Genomic DNA, 16,841 nt, shown 5'->3' with positions numbered 1-16,841 from the left:
CCGTGCTAGGAGGCGTCCGTGCCCGACGGACCGTTGATCGTCCAGTCCGACAAGACCCTGCTCCTCGAGGTCGACCACGCGCTCGCGAACGAGGCCCGGCAGGCGATCGCCCCGTTCGCCGAACTCGAACGCGCCCCCGAGCATGTGCACACCTACCGCGTCACCCCGCTGGCGTTGTGGAACGCCCGGGCCGCGGGGCACGACGCCGAGCAGGTCGTCGACGCCCTCGTCAGCCACTCCCGGTTCGCCGTCCCGCAGCCGCTGCTCGTCGACATCGTCGACACCATGGCCCGCTACGGACGGCTGCAGCTGGTGAAGAATCCCGCGCACGGCCTGACCCTGGTCAGTCTCGACCGGGCGGTGCTCGAGGAGGTGATGCGCAACAAGAAGATCGCCCCGATGCTCGGCGCGCGGCTCGACGACGACACCGTGATCGTGCATCCGAGCGAGCGTGGCCGGCTCAAGCAGATGCTGCTCAAGGTGGGCTGGCCGGCCGAGGACCTCGCCGGCTACGTCGACGGGGAGGCGCACGCGATCAGCCTCGACTTCGAGTCCCACCCCTGGCATCTGCGGGACTACCAGGAGATGGCCGCGGACTCGTTCTGGGCCGGCGGCTCCGGCGTGGTCGTGCTGCCCTGCGGGGCGGGCAAGACGATGGTGGGTGCGGCCGCGATGGCCAAGGCCGGTGCCACCACCCTGATCCTGGTGACCAACACCGTCGCGGGGCGGCAGTGGAAGCGCGAACTGATCGCGCGCACGTCGCTCACCGAGGACGAGATCGGCGAGTACTCCGGGGAGAAGAAGGAGATCCGCCCGGTCACCATCGCCACCTACCAGGTGATCACCCGCAAGTCGAAGGGCGAGTACCGCAACCTCGAACTGTTCGACTCCCGCGACTGGGGGCTGATGATCTACGACGAGGTGCACCTGCTGCCCGCACCGGTGTTCCGGATGACGGCCGATCTGCAGTCCCGGCGCCGGCTCGGCCTCACCGCGACGCTCGTGCGCGAGGACGGCCGCGAGGGCGACGTGTTCTCGCTCATCGGTCCCAAGCGCTACGACGCGCCGTGGAAGGACATCGAGGCCCAGGGCTGGATCGCGCCCGCGGAGTGCGTGGAGGTGCGGGTGACCCTGACCGACGCGGAACGGATGGCGTACGCGGTCGCCGAGCCCGAGGAACGGTACAAGCTGTGCTCGACCGCGCACACGAAGATCGCGGTGGTGAAGTCGATCCTGGCCCGGCACCGCGACTCCCCCACCCTGATCATCGGCGCGTACCTCGATCAGCTCGACGAACTCGGCGCGGCGCTCGACGCCCCGGTGATCAAGGGCTCGACCCGGAACAAGGAGCGCGAGGAGCTGTTCGACCGCTTCCGCGCCGGCGAGCTGAAGGTGCTCGTCGTGTCCAAGGTCGCGAACTTCTCGATCGACCTGCCCGAGGCCTCGGTGGCGGTGCAGGTGTCCGGCACGTTCGGCTCGCGTCAGGAAGAGGCGCAGCGTCTCGGCCGGTTGCTGCGTCCCAAGCACGACGGCGGGCAGGCGCACTTCTACTCGGTCGTCGCGCGTGACACCCTCGACGCCGAGTACGCCGCGCACCGGCAGCGGTTCCTCGCCGAACAGGGCTACGCGTACCGGATCACCGACGCCGACGATCTGCTCGGGCCCGCCATCGGCTGATCGCGGTTCAGCCGGCCGGGAGGCGATACTCCTGTTCCGGTCGTCCCGTGCTGCCGTACCGCAGCTGCATCCGCAGCTGCCCCTTGGTGACGAGCGCGGCGAGATAACGCTGAGCCGTCGCGCGGGACACCCCGATCGTCACCGCCACCTCCCCTGCCGACATGGGCGTCGCCGACGACGAGAGAGCCTGCAGAACAAGCTCTTTGGTCACCGAACGGGGAGCCCGGTCTGCGGCGCCCGACGGGGCGGGCCGCAGCGCGGCCAGCGCCGAGTCGATCTCGGCCTGGCTGAGTTCGGCTCCGGCGACCAGACGCCGGTACTGCGCGTACGCCGACAACCGCCGCGCGAGTTCGGTATTGGGAAACGGCTTGACCAGATACCCCGAGGCGCCGGCGGCCAGCGCGGCCCGCACCGTCGTGCCCTCGGCGGCCGCGCCGAGTACGAATGCGTCGCAGTCGAGTTCGCGGATCAGATCGATGCCGGAGCCGTCGGGCAGGTACACGTCCACGAGCGCGAGATCGATCGCGGTCTCGCGGACCGCGGCCCGGGCGGCCGCGAGGGTGCCGGCGACCGCCGCCACCCGGAACCCGGCGACCGCGGCCACCACGCTCGCGTGCAGCTCCGCGACCCGGAAGTCGTCGTCGACGACGAGCACCGTCAGATCGGATCCGCCCATCCGGTGTCTCCTTCGTCGAGTACGTCGATCAGGGTGGCGACGAACACCGCGCCGCCCGTGGGATTGTCCGGGGTGCGCCGCCCGCCGGGATCGGCGAGGGTCACATCGCCCCCGTGCTGCCGGGCCACCTGCCGCGCCAGGGCCAGGCCCATGCCGCGACCACCCGGGACGGCGCCGTCGGCGTGGGTGGTGACGCCCTCCCCGAAGATCTCCTCGGCCCGCCCGGCGGCGACCCCGGCACCGGTGTCCGCGACGGCCACATGCAGGTCGCGGCCGGCCTCGACGAGTTCTACCTCCACCTCGGCGGGGTCGTGCCCGCGCTCGCGAGCCGCCTCGATCGCGTTGTCGAGCAGATTGCCCAGCACGGTCGTGACGTCCACGGGGCATCGGACGGTGCCTCGCACCCAGGTGTTCTCGCCGAGAACCAGCGTCACCCCGCTCTCCCGCGCGTGGGCAGCCTTGGCGGTGAGAAAGGCGTGCAGGTACGGATCGGCGACGGCGTCGAGCCCGTCGAGTGGCCGGCCCGCCGGTCCGGCTCCGAGGAGCTGCTCGAGGTACTCGGTGGCCTGCGCGCTGCGCCCCTGCTGCAGCAGGCCGTAGAGCAGATGCAGACGATTGGCCGTCTCGTGGCGCTGGGCCCGCAGCGCGGTGGTCAGCGACTGCACGGCGTCCAGCTCGCGGGTGAGCTTCTCGACGTCGGTCCGGTCGCGCACCGACATCACGGTGCCCAGGTCGCGCCCGTCCCGCCGGACGCGACGCGCCACGGCGAGGACGATCCGGTCCCCCACGGCCGCAGCCACCGGCTCGTCGCGGGGGCTGCGTGCGACGTCGAGCAGGCGCGGGGTCAGGCCGACGCCCTCGAGCCGGTCCCCCGCCCCGCCCCGCAGGTCGAGCAGCCGGCGGGCCTCGGCGTTGACGACGGTGACCGTGCCCTCCGTGTCGGCACCGATCACCCCTTCCCCGATGCCGTGGAGCACCACCTCCTGCTCGCGGACCAGCTCGGCCAGCTGCTCGGGTTCGAGGCCGAGGGTCAGCCGCTTCCACCGCCGGGCCAGCAGCGCCGAGCCCGCGGCACCGCAGGCCAGGGCGCCGGCTGCGACGAGAGACGCCTGTGCGACGTCCTCGCGTAGTTCCGACCGGATGCGGTCCGTGGCGATGCCGACACTGACCTCGCCGACGACCCGATCCGAGCCGGGCGCGACGACCGGCACCTTGGCCCGGACGGAGTCGCCCAGGGTGCCGCGCTCGCTGCGCACCACCTCGCGGCCGGCCAGGGCCTCGTCCGGGTCGGTGCTGACGCGTAGTCCGAGCAGGTCGGGGTCGGGGTGGGCCAGGCGCAGCCCCTGCTCGTCCGTGACCACCACGAACAGCGCACCCGTGGCGTCGCGGACCGCCTCGGCGGCCTGCTGGACGGTGCCGGAGGCGAGTTCCGGGTTGCCGGGGGCGACGACCCCGTCGTCGGCGGCGGCGAGCCGGGCCACCTCGGCCCGGACCGTGGCATCGACTGCCACGGTCCGGGCGACGGCGAGGGCTCGTTGTCCGTGCTCATCGGTGACGCGGTGCTCGGTGGTGGTGACGAACGCCGCGAACCCCAGCCCGAGGGCCGCCGCGACCACGGCGGACTGCAACAGCAGCACCTGGGTCCGCAGCCTCACGACGCCTCCGGTGGTTCCGGGTCCGACACGATCGATCCGTTTCCCGCGACGGTACGTCGCCGCCGGGCTCAGCCGAGCGGGATCTGACCCAGTGCGACGCCCACGACCAGCATCGTGAGCGAGACGATCGTCGCACGCCACAGCACCTTGCGGTGGTGGTCGGCGAGCTGCACGCCGGCGAGGGTGACGAGCAGCAGGATCGCGGGTACGAGGGGGCTCTGCATGTGTACGGGCTGGCCGGTGATCGACGCGCGGGCCATCTCGACCGGTTCGATCCCGTACTGGGCGGCGGTCTCGGCGAGCACCGGCAGCACCCCGAAGTAGAAGGCGTCGTTGGTCATGAAGAACGTGAACGGAATGCTGAGCACCCCCGTGATCACCGCGAGGAACGGGCCGAGCGCGTCCGGGATCACCCCGGTCAGCCACAGCGCCATCGACTCCACCATGCCGGTGCCCTGGAACACCCCGGTCAGGACGGCCGCGGCGAACACCATGGCGACCACCGACACGATGCTCGACGAGTGCCGGACGATCGCCTCGGACTGGTCGGCCACGCGCGGGAAGTTCACCGCCAGCGCCAGACCGGCGGCGATCATGAACAGCACGGGGATGGGCAGGACGTCGAGGCCGAGGACGACGAGCAGCGCGACGGTGAGCAGGGCGTTGAACGGCAGCAGCTTCGGTCGCAGGGTTGCGCGGTTCGGATCGAGGGCGGCGGCGAATCCGCCGGTCTGGTCGTCGCTGTCGCCGGCGTCGGCCCCCGGGCCGGTCCCGGTCGCTCGGGATCCGCCCGATCCGCCGGAGCCGGTCGATCCGCCGCGGCCGACACCCGCGAGGACCGGTTCCGCGGTCCACACCAGCTTGCCGAGTCGCCGGCGTTCCATGACACCGAGGTGCAGCGCGAAGCCGAGCACGACGACCAGGCCCACGAGCAGCGAGGGGATCATCGGCACGAACACGTCCGACGGGGACAGGCCCAGGGCGCTGGCGGCACGGACCGTCGGCCCGCCCCACGGGATGATGTTCATCGTCGCGTTCGCCAGGCCCGCGACGACCGTCAGGATCACGGGGCTCACCCGCAGCTTCAGGTACAGCGGCAGCATCGCCGACGTGGTGATGATGAACGTGGTCGAGCCGTCGCCGTCCAGGGAGACGATCATCGCGAGCACCGCGGTGCCGACGACGAGCCGCGCCGGGTCGTCGCGCACGAGCCGCAGGATCAACCGCACCAGCGGGTCGAACAGTCCGACGTCGATCATGATCCCGAAGAAGATGATCGCGAAGAACAGCAGCGCCGCGGTCGGGGCCAGGTCGGTGACGCCGTCGACGATCATGTCGCCGAGATCGAGGCCGGCGCCGGCGAACAGCCCGAAGGCGACCGGGACGAGGATGAGACCGACGACGGGCGTGGCCCTCTTGGAGAGGATCAAGTACATGAAGACGGCGACCATGAGGAAGCCGAGGAAGACAAGCACGATCTGCTCGCTTTCGTCTGGGGACGGTGCGGAGGAGGTTCGAGAACCGGGTCGCTGCCCGGTGTGATCCCTGCTACACCGAAGTGTGAGGCCGCCCACTCCGAGTGGTCACCGTTGCGTGCGATAGCCCCGTTGTGCGCATTCTGCTCGAGTTGAGGCCGGAGCCTCACGACAGGTTTCCCCGGCACCGCCGGGGGTAGCCGTAGGTATGGGTGCACGGGGCACAGCAGAGGGTCGGACCGCACGCGGCGCCGGCCGAACGGCCGGGGGCAGGGAACGCACATCTCGCAGACGGGCAGCCGCCCCGAAGTCGACGACCGCGGCCACGACGACGTCGGCCACGACGCGGTCGGGCACCGCGAAGTCGACGACCACGCGATCCGGCACCGCGAAATCCACCACCGCACGATCCGGCACCGCGAAATCCACCACCGCACGATCCGGCACCGCACGATCCGGCACCGGGAAATCCACCACCGGGAAATCCACCACCGCGCGGTCGGCCACCGCGCGGTCGGCCACGGCTGCGCCACGGCGGACGGACCCGGATCGGCGAGCCGGACGCGCCGCCGCCGGAACCCGTACGGCGCCGGACGCCCCACGGCGCGCCCGGACGCAGGACACCGCTACGCGCCGGACCCGTCCGCGGACGCAGACCGCCGACGAGCAGGCTCGGTCGCGGACCCGTGAGAGGCCGCGCACGTCCACCGGCTCCCGGCCCCGGTCGTCCGAGCGCCCACCGGTGGCGACATCGGAACGTCCCGGACCGGGGCTCGACGACCGCGCTCCGCGTCGCAAGCGCCGGCCCTTCGCGGCCGCCGTCGAGTGGCTGAAGACCCACGTTCGCCGGCTCGCCCGGGCGGTGCGGAAGCGCCGGGACGCGGTGCTGCGCGATGCCCCCGCCTCGACGGACCAGCTCATCGATACCGTCACCGAGGGCAGTGCGAGCACAAGAGCCGTCCTCAAAGGCGCCGGGGCCGCCCTGACCGGCAAGAACCCCGTGTGGGCCGCCGTCAAGGGCCTGATCTCCGGCCTGAGCACCAGGACGAAGATCCTGTTGGCCCTCCTCGTCGTCCTGGTCGCGCTGCTGGCTCCGGTCCTGCTCGTGGTCGCGCTGCTGGCCCTGCTCGTCGCGTGGCTGGTCGCGGCGGTACGGGCCGCCACCCGGTGAGCGCCCCTCGGCACCACGCCCCTCGACACCACGCCCCTCGACACCAGGCCACGGCCAGCCCCGGCAGGACTCCACCACGGCGGGCCGGTCGCATAAGCTGACGTCGTGCGTCGTTTCGACTTTCCCGTGGACCTGCCCCACGCCAAGGCCGTCAATCAGACCGTCGCCGAGGTGCGACGACTACGGGTGTCGGCGATCGTGCTGGCGGTGCTGTTCACCGTAGCCGCCGTATGGCTGATCGCGGTCGGCCGGGCGTGGTCCTTCGTCGTCGCGGCCGTGGTCGTCGTCGCCGCGCTCACTTCCGCGTGGGTCGCGGTGTGGGCTCCGCGCAAGGTGGGCACGATCCAGGATCTGTACCGGGACAGCCCGCTGGTTCCGGCCGTGGTCTCCGAAATCCGGCCGCGCGGGATGACGCTGCTCGCGCTCGTCGACATCGCCAAGCCGCAGACCGACGGTCACCGTTACGCCCTGGTCGCCCGGGACGTCACGGCCGTACCGGGGCACCGGGTGCGGGTCGGCGAGCGCGTGCCGTCCGTCGCGGTGCTGTCGGACCGCACCACCCGCAACACGAGCGGCGTGTGGCAGATGGTCAGCCCGATGCCGATCGCATGGGGCACCCGGGACGCTTCGGTGCTGCGCGAGGCCGCCGCCGCGATCGACGAGACCGAGTGGAAGGTGCTCGAAGGCAAGCTTTCCCGCTCGGACGAGGTCGCGGCCAGCGAGGAGCGCCGGCTCGTGCTGGACCCGAAGGACCTGCCCGCCGACCTGCGCTGACCATGCGCCCCGTCGTCCTCACCGGAAGCACCGTCGTTCTCACGGTGCCCCGGGCGGGCGACGTCGACGCGATCACGGCCGCCTGCCGGGACCGGTCGATCGTGCGGTGGACGACGGTCCCGGACCCCTACACGCGGGCGGACGCGCAACGGTTCGTCGGCGACGTGGTGCCCGCGGGCTGGGCGGCGCACAGCCCGGTATGGGCGGTGCGGACGTCCGCCGACGGTCCGCTGTTGGGGACCGTCGGGTTGATCGAGCGGGACGCGTCGGCGGCGGAGATCGGGTACTGGATTGCCCCGGCTGCCCGCGCCCGCGGACTCGCGACGGAGTCGGTGAACCTGCTGTGCGACTATGCTTTCCGCTCGGACGGATTGAAACTGGACCGCATCGAGTGGCGGGCGCTGGCCGGGCACCGCGCGTCGGCGGCGGTGGCCCGCCGGGTCGGCTTCCGCTTCGAAGGCGTGCAGCGGCGCGGGATACTGCAGCGCGGGTCCCGGCACGACGCGTGGGTCGCGGGCCTGTTGCCCGACGACCCACGCGTACCGGCCGACGGATGGCCGATGTGATCGACGGGGCCGGTCAGAGCAGTTCGGGCAGGACCTCCTTCTCGAACAGTTCGATGCCCGAGGTGTCGTAGGCGGCCTCGGGGAAGTAGAGGATCGCGTACGTCATGCCCTGCTTCTTCAGCGCCCTGAAGTTCTCGACGATCTGCTCGGGTGTTCCCACGGCGGGCAGACCCCGGAAGGCGTCGAGCGCACCGTCGGCCTTCTCGGGCCCGACGTACGGTTCGAGCCGGGCCCGCAGCGTGCCGAGACGCTCCTGCACCTCGGCCTCGGTGCGGCCGATGGCGACGTTGTAGTTCGCCGAGCGCACGATGGCGTCGAAATCGGTGCCCACCTCGGCGCAGTGCCCCCGCAGGATCTCCGACTTGTGGGCGAAACCCTCCGGGGTGCCGTCGAAGTTGGTGTACTGCGCGTACTTCGCGGCGATCTTCAGCGTCACCTTCTCCCCGCCACCGGCGATCCACAACGGGATGCCGCCCTCCTGCAGCGGCAGCGGCCGCACGACGGCACCGTCCACCTGGTAGTGCCGGCCGTGCAGGGTGGCCGTGCCGGTGGTCCAGGCCTGACGGAAGATCTGCACACCCTCGTCGAGGCGGCGCAACCGCTCCGGCGGGGACGGGAAGCCGTATCCGTAGGCGCGCCACTCGTGCTCGTACCATCCGCCGCCGATGCCCATCTCGATGCGGCCGCCCGAAACGATGTCCGCGGTCGCGGCGACCTTCGCCAGGTAGGCGGGGTTGCGGTAGCCCATGGCGGTGCACATCTGCCCGATCCGCACCCTCTCGGTGACCGCGGCGAACGCCGACACCAGCGACCACGCCTCGTGGGTGGCCTCCTCGGTGGGCACCGGCACGGTGTGGAAGTGGTCGTACACCCAGATCGACTCCCACGGTCCGCTGTCGGCGCGCTGAGCCAGGTCACGCATCACCCGCCACTGCTCGGCGGGTTCGATGCCGACGAGGTCGAGCCGCCAGCCCTGGGGGACGAACATTCCGAATCGCATGTGGGATTCCTGTCTTCGAGATCGGGGCCTGCATGCCGATCCCCAGTATCGCGGACCGGCCCCGGTCGCGCGGGGTTCCCTCCGCGCGACCGGGCCCGTGCACTCAGGCCGTCGCCGCCCGAGCCGGCACAGCGTCGAACCGGCCGGCCGGGCGGTCGAGCCCGTAGTGGCCGCGCAACGTCGTCGAGGTGTATTCGGTGCGGAACAGTCCCCGATCCCGGAGGATCGGCACGACCTGCTCGACGAAGTCCTCGAGACCACCGGGCAGGTAGGGCGGCATGACGTTGAAGCCGTCCGCGGCTCCGCCCTCGAACCACAGCTGCAGGTCGTCGGCGATCTGCTCGGCGGTGCCCGCGAACGTGCGGTGCCCCCGTCCGCCGCCGAGCTTGCCGATGAGCTGGCGCACGGTCAGGTGCTCGTTCTCGGCGAGGTTCTTCACCAGCTCGTAGCGGCTCTTGTTGCCCTGGATCCGGTCGAGGGGCGGCAGCGGGGGCAGCGGCGCGTCGAGAGCATGGTCGGTGAGGTCCACCCCCACCATCCCGGAGAGCTGACGCAGCGAGTAGGCCGGCGAGATCAGGTCGGTGAACTCCTGCTCGAGCGCCTTCGCCGCGACCTCGGTGTCGCCGATGAACGGCACGATCCCGGGGAGCACCTTCAGCGAGTGCGGATCGCGTCCCACCGCGGCCACCCGCGCCTTCAGATCGCGGTAGAACGCCTGTCCCTCGGCCAGGGTGCGCTGCGCGGTGAACACGGCCTCGGCGTACCGGGCGGCGAAGTCCTTCCCGCTCTCCGACGATCCGGCCTGCACCAGGACGGGACGGCCCTGCGGGGAGCGCGGGGTGTTGAGCGGTCCGCGTACCGAGAACCGCGGGCCGTCGTGGTCGACGGGGTGGACCTTGCCCGGGTCCGCGAAACGACCGCTCTCGACGTCGAGTTCGACGGCGTCGTCCTCCCAGCTGTCCCACAGACCGGTCGCCACATCGACGAACTCGGCGGCGCGGTCGTAACGACCGGCGTGGTCGGGGGTCTCGTCGTATCCGAAGTTGCGGGCTTCGTCGGCACCTCCGGAGGTGACGATGTTCCAGCCGGCGCGGCCGTGGCTGATGTGGTCGAGCGAGGCGAACTTGCGGGCGAGGTTGAACGGTTCGTTGAAGCCGGTGGACGCGGTGGCGATGAGGCCGATGCGCTCGGTGACGACGGCCATCGCCGAGAGCAGGGTGATCGGTTCGAAGATCGCCTGAGCGTTGTGCTCGACGCGCGGCCCCACTGCGAGACCGTCGGCGAAGAACACCGAATCGAGCGTGCCGCGTTCGGCGATCTGCGCGAGCTCCTGGAAGTGTGCGACGTCGAGGACGCGGCGCGCGTCGGTGCGCGGGTGCCGCCAGGCGGCCTCGTGATGACCGACTCCCATCAGGAAGGCGTTGAGGTGGAACTGCTTCGGGGACTGCGACATGACAACCTCTCCAGGTGTGGGGGAACGAGGGGACTACCGGTCTGCGCGCCAGCGGGAGAGCCGGCGCTCGACCGCGACGAGGATCCCGTTGAAGGTCAGACCGACGAGAGAGATGGCGACGATGCCGGCGTACATGTTCGGGATCTGGAAGTTGAGTTGCGAAGCGGTGACGAGATAGCCGAGACCCGCCTTGGCGCCGACCATCTCGGCCGCGATGAGCACGAGGATGGACGAGGCCGCGGCCATCCGGATGCCGGTGAAGATCGTCGGCACCGCGGCCGGCAGGATCACCTTCTGGAACAGGCGGTACGAAGGCAGACCGAGGGAGCGGGCCGATTTCACCAGGAGCGGATCCACGGTGCGCACGCCGGAGACGGTGTTGAGCAGGATCGGGAAGGTGCTCGCGTAGATCACCAGCGCCACCTTCGAGGTCTCGCCGATGCCCAGGATCAGGATGAACACCGGCAGCAGCGCGAGCGCGGCGGTGTTGCGGAACAACTCGAGGATCGGATCGAGGAACTCGGCCACCGGCCGGTACCAGCCGATCGCCACACCGAGCGGGATCGCGACGAGCACCGCGATCCCGAAGCCGGTGACGGCCCGGGACAGGCTGGCACCGAGGTGCTCGGCGAGCCGGCCGTCGCCGATCAGCTGGGCGAAGGCGTCCGCGACCACGGTGAAGGGCGGCAGGAACACCTCGTCGACGAGTCCGAGCCGGGGCGCGATCTCCCAGACCGCGAGGAAGGCGAGGATCGCGACGGCCGGCTTGAGCCCGCGCCACACGAAGGCACCGATCCAGGGGCCGGTCCCGGCGCCTCGAGCCGGCGGGGCCGGTGCGGGTCGTTGCTCCGCCAGGGCCCCGTCGAGCGCGACGGGGTGGATCAACGTGGCGCTCGGACTAGACATGGTGGACCTCCTGGATTGCGGCACCGTGGTTCTGCGCGCGCTCGACGTCCGAGTGCAGCAAGGACCAGATCCGGTGTCGATAGTGTCGGAACGCCTCGCCGGAGCGGACGTCGTCGACGGTGCGATCGATGTCGATGTCCACGACGGCCTCGACCCGTCCGGGCCGGGACGTCAGGACGGCCACGCGCTGTCCGAGGTAGACCGCCTCGTCGATGCCGTGGGTGATGAACAGAATCGTCTTGCCGGTCTCGTGGCGGATCCGTAACAGCTCGTCCTGCAACGATTCCCGGGTCTGTGCGTCGAGCGCGGCGAACGGCTCGTCCATGAGGAGCACCTCGGGGTCGAACGCCAGGCTCCGGGCGATCGCGACGCGCTGTTTCATGCCACCGGACAGCTCGTGCGGATAACGATCTCCGAATCCACGCAGCCCCACGAGCTCGAGGTAGTGCTCGGCGCGCTCACGCCGCTGCCGCCGGGGCAGCCCCTTCGCCTCGAGGCCGAATTTGATGTTGTGCCGCGCGGTGCGCCACGGCAGGAGTGCGTACTGCTGGAAGACGATGCCCCGGTCCAGGCCCGGCCCGGAGATCGGCTGTCCGTCGAGCAGGATCCGGCCGGACGTCGGGCTGCTCAGCCCACCGAGCAGGTCGAGCAGGGTGGACTTGCCGCAGCCGCTGGGGCCGACGAGGACGAGGAACTCACCGTCGGCGACGTCGAGGCTGACGTCGTCGAGGGCTGTGAACGCGGTGTCCGTACCGCGGACCGGGAACCGCTTGGTCACGTGCTCGAGACGGAGCTTCGGGGTGGTGCTCATTTCGCCTCCTCGACGGGTTCACCGTTCGGACCGCTCGACGGTTCGTAGGTGCCGTTGGCGTAGGGGTTGAACTCGTTGGTGTAGATGTCGGATGGGGTGAACGTGCCGTCGGGCAGTTCGCCGTTCCGGGCGAGCCAGTCGAGCCAGGTCCGGATCTCCTGTTCCGTGATCGTCCCGCCCGGTCCGGCGACGCCGGGGCTCTGGTAGAACTCGACCAGGTCGGTGCTCTCGTTGCGGCCGCGGCTGCCGATGATCTCCTTGAACTCGGCAATGACCGTGTCGCGCGGGGTGGTCTGCGCCCAGCGGATCGCACGTGCGGTGCCCTGCACGAAATCCGCCACCGCATCCCGGTTCTCGGCGATGAAGTCGTCGCGGAAGACGTACGTGCCGTAGCTGAACGCCCCGAACAGGGACTCGTCGGTGAACAGCGGTCGGATTCCGCCGCGCGCGACCGCGGTCTCGCGGAACACGCTGCCGAGGGTGCCCACGTCGATCTGTCCCTCCCGCAATGCCTGTTCGGTGTTCACCGGCGGCACGACGATCAGTTCGACCTGCCCGATCTCGTCCGGGGTCAACCCCTGCCGGGCGAGCCATTCGCGGACGAGGAACTCGTGGTGCGCACCGAGCGTGTTCATCCCCACCTTCTTGCCGATCAGATCCCGGGCGGTGCGGATCGGGCTGTCCTCGAGCACGTAGTAGCCGCTGAACGACTGCTCGTCGGAGCCGTAGTAGCTGATGACCGATGTGATCGGCGAGTCGGCGGCGGCGAGCTTGATGACGGCACCGTTGAATGCGCCGCCGAATTCGGTCTGCCCGGTGGCCGCGGACTGGATGTCCTGCGGACCGCTGGTGGTGTCACCCACCCAGTCCAGCGCGACGTTCTCGTAGTAGCCGAGGCTCTCCGCGAGTTCGGGGTAGGTGACCTGGCCGGCCGAGCCCTGGTAGCGCAGAACGGTGCGCCCGTCGTCGGTGGTGGCGGTCCCCGACCCCGGGGAGCACGCCGCGACCCCCGCGGCGAGGGTGACGAGGGTGGCTGCGACCGCAACCGGCCGGGCCAGCCGGCTGCGCAGCATGGAATACGACATCGCGAGAGTTGTCCCTTACGTTCGGCGAGGAGGCCCGGCACAGCGGGCACGGAGAAGTGCGGTGCGGCGACGGCGAGGCGTCCACGGCACCGGGATTCGCGGTGCAGCAACGGAAGATCGAGTGCCGGCGTCCGGACGGGCCGGACGGGCGGGCTACACCGGGAGGGTCAGCGACAACAGTCCGGACACTCGTACACGGTGGACTCCTTCTGCGGCGATCGGACTCCGGAAGTCTCGCCCGGGCCGCGGCGACGGGGCAACGCTTCGGCGCATCCGTGTGCGAATCCCTTGACTTGTCCGATCCGCTACCGTACCGGCCGCGAACCGGATGCCGGTCGGTACGATCGGCCCATGCGCACCGCCGTGCTCGCCGACGCCTTCGAGCAGCATCGGCCGCACCTGCTCTCCGTCGCCTACCGGCTGACCGGCAGCGTCGCCGACGCCGAGGACGCGGTCCAGGACGCCTGGCTGCGACTCGACCGCGCGGACGCGGACGGGATCGACGATCTGCGGGCGTGGCTGACCACCGTGGTCGGACGTCTGTGCCTGGACCGGCTGCGGTCGGCCGCGGTACGTCGCGAGAACTACGTCGGCCAGTGGCTGCCCGAACCGATCGTCACTCCGGTCGGCGGACCGTCCTCCCCCGATCCGCTGGAAGCCGTTGTGCGGCAGGAGGACAGCCGGATGGCGGCGATGGTCGTGCTGGACACGCTCACCCCGGCCCAGCGCGTCGCCTTCGTCCTGCACGACGGCTTCGCGGTGCCGTTCGACGAGATCGCCGCCATTCTCGACGTCACGCCGGCGTCCGCGCGCCAGCTCGCCTCCCGCGGCCGGCGAGCCGTCGCGGCCGCGCCGCCGCCCGTGCCGGCCGCCGAGCACGTCGAGGCGGTACAGCGGCTGATGACGGCCCTCGCCTCCGGGGACCTCGCGGCGGTGGTCGCGGCGCTCGACCCCGACGCCCGGGTGATCGGGGACGCGGGCGGCACCACCCGCACCGCGATCAACGTCGTCGTCGGCGCCGACCGGTTCGCCCGGTTCTTCCTGGGCCTGATGCAGCGCTACGGCGCCGAGGCGTTCCTGGCCGGCACGCCGGCGCTCGTCAACGGCGAACTGGGGTTCGTCAGCGCCGGTTCCCCCGGCGACGGGACCCGCCGCGCGTTCGCCGGGCGGGTCGTCGGCTGCACCGTCCGTGACGGGCGGGTATGGGCGGCCTACGACATGGCCAATCCCGACAAGCTCCGCGGCGTCCGCCTCGACGGTTAGAGTCGCGGTCATGGAGCCCCGACTGAGCTTCGTCACCCTTGCCGTCGCGGACCTCGAGCGCACCCGGCGCTTCTACGTCGACGGGCTCGGCTGGACGCCCGTCGTCGATGTGCCCGGCGAGGTGCTGATGATCCAGGTCGGACCGCACCTCGTCCTGTCCCTGTGGGACGAACAGCACTTCGCAGCCGAGGTCGGGCCCGTTCGCCGGAGCGGCGTCCCGCCCGTGACGCTCGCCCACAACGTCGCCGACCGAGCGGATGTCGACCGGGTGCTGGACACCGCCCGACGCGCCGGAGCCGATCCGGTCTCCGACGCGGTCGAACGCGAGTGGGGCGGCTACACAGGATATTTCGCGGACCCCGACGGATTCCGGTGGGAGATCGCCTGGAATCCGGGTCCCATCGGTCAGCTCGTGCTGCCCTGAGCCGCGTCGTCCTGCAGCCACGGCACCCGGCACGCATCGGTGCTGAAACCCTGCTCGTGGATGCCCAGGGCCGAGTTCATCCGGGCCCGCATGTTCTCGAGCGCGATCTGGTAGGTCAATTCGACCACCCCGGCCCGTCCGAAGCGCCGCTCGAGGTCGGCGACCTGCTCGTCCGTCACCGTGACGGCCGCACCGCCGTCGCCGCCGGCTCCCGTCATCGCGTCGGCGTACGCGATCGCCGCACGCTCGTCGTCGCTGTAGGCGTCGGAGGTCGCATAGTCGGCGATGTGCTCGAGGCGGTCCACGTCGAGGCCGTCGAGCCGCTGCAGCATCGTGCCGAAGTCGACGCACCAGGAGCACCCGACGCTCCAGGCCACCCGGTACACCGCGAGTTCGCGCACGTGCGGCGGCAGCACCGTCGACGCGCGCTCGACGAGCGTCTCGTGCACGGCGCTCGCCCGCATCAGCGCCGGATGGTGGGCGTAGACGGCGAACGGCTCGGGCACCTCCCCGAAGCGGCGCCGGGCCATCCGATAGGCGATCTTCGTCGCGACACCGGCCTCGGCCGGTGTCACCGCGGGAATGCGCGCCATGATCTACTCCGTTCCCCGGGTCCCGGACGGGACCGTTCACCTCTTCGGACGAGACAGCCCCGCCGGATGTGACACGACCGCTGCCGGGGGTCGCGAAGGACGCGGCTAAGCTGCCGAAATGGCAGAAATCGCGTCCTCACGCCGGGTCCGCACGGTCGAAAGGCTGCGGCCGTTCGCCTCCACGATCTTCGCCGAGATGACCGCTCTGGCCGTGACGCACGACGCCGTGAACCTCGGCCAGGGCTTTCCCGACACGGACGGCCCCCGCGCGATGCTCGACGTCGCGCGCCAGGCCATCGCCGACGGCGTCAACCAGTATCCGCCCGGGCCGGGCACGCCCGAACTGCGGCGGGCGATCGCAGCGGACCGGGCGGCCCGGTACGGACTCGAACACGACCCCGACGGCGAGGTCCTCGTCACCGTCGGTGCCACCGAAGCGATCAGCGCCGCCGTCCTCGGTCTCGTCGAGCCCGGTGAGGAGGTGCTGCTCACCGAGCCCTACTACGACTCCTACGCCGCGTCCGTCGCACTCGCCGGGGCTACCCGCCGCACCGTTCCGCTCACTCGTGCCGGATCGGGGTTCGTCCTGGACGTCGACGCGCTGCGCGCCGCGGTCACCGACCGCACCCGGATGCTGGTGGTCAACACCCCGCACAATCCGACGGGGACGGTCTACGACGACGAGGCGCTTCGCGCGCTCGCGGAACTGGCGTGCGAACGCGACCTGCTGGTGCTGTCCGACGAGGTGTACGAGCATCTGGTGTTCGACGGCCGGCAGCACCGGCCGATCGCGTCGCTGCCCGGCATGGCCGAACGCACCGTCACCGTGTCCAGCGCCGCGAAGATGTTCAACGTCACCGGCTGGAAGATCGGGTGGGCGCTCGGGCCCCGCGAACTGATCGACGGGGTGCGCACGGCGAAACAGTTCATGTCCTTCGTCGCCGGAGCGCCGTTCCAGCCCGCCGTCGCGTACGCGCTGACCCACGAGCAGCCCTGGGTCGCCGCCCAGCGCGACGACCTGCAGCGCAGGCGCGACCTGCTCTCCGCTGCGCTCACCGACGCCGGATTCGGCGTGCTGGACTCGGCCGGAACGTATTTCGTGTGCGCGGACGTCACCCCTGTCGGTGTGACGGACGGTGTCGCCTTCTGCCGAACCCTGCCCGAGCGCATCGGCGTGGCCGCGGTCCCGGTGAGCGCCTTCGTCGACGACCCCCGGCAATGGAATCGCCTGGTGCGGTTCGCCTTCTGCAAGCGCGACGACGTCCTCCTCGAGGGTGTCCGGCGGCTGCGCAGCCTGCGGGAGCACGGCTGA

At 71.1% G+C, this 16,841-nt stretch carries 17 protein-coding genes; 7 read left to right on the top strand and 10 right to left on the bottom strand.

Translation table 11 applies throughout. The features are described 5' to 3' along the window. Positions 1 to 18 precede the first annotated feature (18 nt). Positions 19 to 1,677, top strand: a complete 1,659-nt coding sequence (locus tag QNA09_RS03835; RefSeq protein ID WP_017682144.1) for a DNA repair helicase XPB — start codon at positions 19 to 21, stop codon at positions 1,675 to 1,677. Positions 1,678 to 1,684: 7 nt separating this feature from the next. Here QNA09_RS03835 and QNA09_RS03830 read toward each other — a convergent pair whose 3' ends face one another. The 4 genes from QNA09_RS03830 to QNA09_RS03815 all read right to left on the bottom strand — a co-directional run bounded on the left by QNA09_RS03830 (position 1,685) and on the right by QNA09_RS03815 (position 6,005). Continuing rightward, positions 1,685 to 2,353 (bottom strand): response regulator, encoded by a 669-nt coding sequence (locus QNA09_RS03830; RefSeq protein ID WP_010593967.1) that lies wholly within the window; start codon positions 2,351 to 2,353, stop codon positions 1,685 to 1,687. Next, positions 2,335 to 4,008, bottom strand: coding sequence for a sensor histidine kinase (locus QNA09_RS03825; protein WP_119699481.1), 1,674 nt, complete (start codon positions 4,006 to 4,008; stop codon positions 2,335 to 2,337). The genes QNA09_RS03830 and QNA09_RS03825 overlap by 19 nt, the downstream gene beginning before the upstream one ends. Before the next feature lie 68 nt (positions 4,009 to 4,076). Continuing rightward, positions 4,077 to 5,483, bottom strand: a complete 1,407-nt coding sequence (locus QNA09_RS03820) for a CitMHS family transporter (RefSeq protein WP_010593965.1) — start codon at positions 5,481 to 5,483, stop codon at positions 4,077 to 4,079. Positions 5,484 to 5,591: 108 nt separating this feature from the next. Then, positions 5,592 to 6,005, bottom strand: a complete 414-nt coding sequence (locus QNA09_RS03815; RefSeq protein ID WP_140188334.1) for a hypothetical protein — start codon at positions 6,003 to 6,005, stop codon at positions 5,592 to 5,594. 220 nt (positions 6,006 to 6,225) lie between these two features. Between QNA09_RS03815 and QNA09_RS03810 the strand changes: the two genes are divergently transcribed. The 3 genes from QNA09_RS03810 to QNA09_RS03800 all read left to right on the top strand — a co-directional run bounded on the left by QNA09_RS03810 (position 6,226) and on the right by QNA09_RS03800 (position 7,994). Further along, positions 6,226 to 6,654: a hypothetical protein gene (locus tag QNA09_RS03810; protein ID WP_010593964.1), complete on the top strand. Its 429-nt coding sequence runs from the start codon at positions 6,226 to 6,228 to the stop codon at positions 6,652 to 6,654. 105 nt (positions 6,655 to 6,759) lie between these two features. Beyond that, positions 6,760 to 7,428, top strand: coding sequence for a DUF3239 domain-containing protein (locus QNA09_RS03805; RefSeq protein WP_026138092.1), 669 nt, complete (start codon positions 6,760 to 6,762; stop codon positions 7,426 to 7,428). Between the two features lie 2 nt (positions 7,429 to 7,430). After that, positions 7,431 to 7,994, top strand: coding sequence for a GNAT family N-acetyltransferase (locus QNA09_RS03800; protein WP_010593962.1), 564 nt, complete (start codon positions 7,431 to 7,433; stop codon positions 7,992 to 7,994). Between the two features lie 13 nt (positions 7,995 to 8,007). Here the strand turns inward: QNA09_RS03800 and QNA09_RS03795 are convergent, their stop codons facing one another. The 5 genes from QNA09_RS03795 to QNA09_RS03775 form a co-directional block, all read right to left on the bottom strand. After that, positions 8,008 to 8,994: an LLM class F420-dependent oxidoreductase gene (locus QNA09_RS03795; protein ID WP_040274152.1), complete on the bottom strand. Its 987-nt coding sequence runs from the start codon at positions 8,992 to 8,994 to the stop codon at positions 8,008 to 8,010. A 103-nt stretch (positions 8,995 to 9,097) separates the two neighbouring features. Beyond that, a complete protein-coding gene (locus QNA09_RS03790) occupies positions 9,098 to 10,447 on the bottom strand; it encodes an LLM class flavin-dependent oxidoreductase (RefSeq protein WP_010593960.1) in 1,350 nt (449 codons plus the stop codon). A 33-nt stretch (positions 10,448 to 10,480) separates the two neighbouring features. Next, positions 10,481 to 11,353 carry an ABC transporter permease gene (locus QNA09_RS03785; RefSeq protein WP_119699480.1) on the bottom strand — a complete coding sequence of 291 codons (873 nt, stop codon included), beginning with the start codon at positions 11,351 to 11,353 and terminating at the stop codon, positions 10,481 to 10,483. Then, on the bottom strand, positions 11,346 to 12,164 hold the full coding sequence (locus QNA09_RS03780) for an ABC transporter ATP-binding protein (RefSeq protein ID WP_119699479.1): 819 nt from the start codon (positions 12,162 to 12,164) through the stop codon (positions 11,346 to 11,348). Before QNA09_RS03780 ends, QNA09_RS03785 begins: the two co-directional genes overlap by 8 nt. After that, complete coding sequence (locus QNA09_RS03775; RefSeq protein WP_119699478.1) at positions 12,161 to 13,249, bottom strand: ABC transporter substrate-binding protein; 1,089 nt, start codon at positions 13,247 to 13,249, stop codon at positions 12,161 to 12,163. Before QNA09_RS03775 ends, QNA09_RS03780 begins: the two co-directional genes overlap by 4 nt. Positions 13,250 to 13,600: 351 nt before the next feature. On the opposite strand from QNA09_RS03775, the gene QNA09_RS03770 reads away from it, so the two are divergent. Beyond that, complete coding sequence (locus tag QNA09_RS03770) at positions 13,601 to 14,512, top strand: sigma-70 family RNA polymerase sigma factor (protein ID WP_010593956.1); 912 nt, start codon at positions 13,601 to 13,603, stop codon at positions 14,510 to 14,512. Positions 14,513 to 14,522: 10 nt separating this feature from the next. Continuing rightward, complete coding sequence (locus tag QNA09_RS03765; protein WP_010593955.1) at positions 14,523 to 14,936, top strand: VOC family protein; 414 nt, start codon at positions 14,523 to 14,525, stop codon at positions 14,934 to 14,936. Here the strand turns inward: QNA09_RS03765 and QNA09_RS03760 are convergent. Next, positions 14,918 to 15,529 (bottom strand): carboxymuconolactone decarboxylase family protein, encoded by a 612-nt coding sequence (locus QNA09_RS03760; protein ID WP_010593954.1) that lies wholly within the window; start codon positions 15,527 to 15,529, stop codon positions 14,918 to 14,920. The genes QNA09_RS03765 and QNA09_RS03760 overlap by 19 nt on opposite strands. Before the next feature lie 118 nt (positions 15,530 to 15,647). Here QNA09_RS03760 and QNA09_RS03755 point away from each other — a divergent pair, with 118 nt between their 5' ends. Further along, on the top strand, positions 15,648 to 16,841 hold the full coding sequence (locus QNA09_RS03755; protein ID WP_119699476.1) for a pyridoxal phosphate-dependent aminotransferase: 1,194 nt from the start codon (positions 15,648 to 15,650) through the stop codon (positions 16,839 to 16,841).

The organism is Rhodococcus sp. AH-ZY2 (assembly GCF_030916465.1).
In the GTDB taxonomy this organism is placed as follows: Bacteria; Actinomycetota; Actinomycetes; order Mycobacteriales; family Mycobacteriaceae; genus Rhodococcus; species Rhodococcus ruber.
The sequence above is the reverse complement of the archived record's forward strand: the minus strand, read 5'-3'. Positions and strand labels throughout refer to the sequence as shown.

Coding starts and splice junctions, on each gene's coding strand:
- QNA09_RS03830 (WP_010593967.1), bottom strand. CDS start 2,353: ATGGGCGGATCCGATCTGACGGTGCTCGTCGTCGACGACGACTTCCGG.
- QNA09_RS03800 (WP_010593962.1), top strand. CDS start 7,431: ATGCGCCCCGTCGTCCTCACCGGAAGCACCGTCGTTCTCACGGTGCCC.
- QNA09_RS03795 (WP_040274152.1), bottom strand. CDS start 8,994: ATGCGATTCGGAATGTTCGTCCCCCAGGGCTGGCGGCTCGACCTCGTC.
- QNA09_RS03790 (WP_010593960.1), bottom strand. CDS start 10,447: ATGTCGCAGTCCCCGAAGCAGTTCCACCTCAACGCCTTCCTGATGGGA.
- QNA09_RS03785 (WP_119699480.1), bottom strand. CDS start 11,353: ATGTCTAGTCCGAGCGCCACGTTGATCCACCCCGTCGCGCTCGACGGG.
- QNA09_RS03780 (WP_119699479.1), bottom strand. CDS start 12,164: ATGAGCACCACCCCGAAGCTCCGTCTCGAGCACGTGACCAAGCGGTTC.
- QNA09_RS03775 (WP_119699478.1), bottom strand. CDS start 13,249: ATGTCGTATTCCATGCTGCGCAGCCGGCTGGCCCGGCCGGTTGCGGTC.
- QNA09_RS03770 (WP_010593956.1), top strand. CDS start 13,601: ATGCGCACCGCCGTGCTCGCCGACGCCTTCGAGCAGCATCGGCCGCAC.
- QNA09_RS03765 (WP_010593955.1), top strand. CDS start 14,523: ATGGAGCCCCGACTGAGCTTCGTCACCCTTGCCGTCGCGGACCTCGAG.
- QNA09_RS03760 (WP_010593954.1), bottom strand. CDS start 15,529: ATGGCGCGCATTCCCGCGGTGACACCGGCCGAGGCCGGTGTCGCGACG.
- QNA09_RS03755 (WP_119699476.1), top strand. CDS start 15,648: ATGGCAGAAATCGCGTCCTCACGCCGGGTCCGCACGGTCGAAAGGCTG.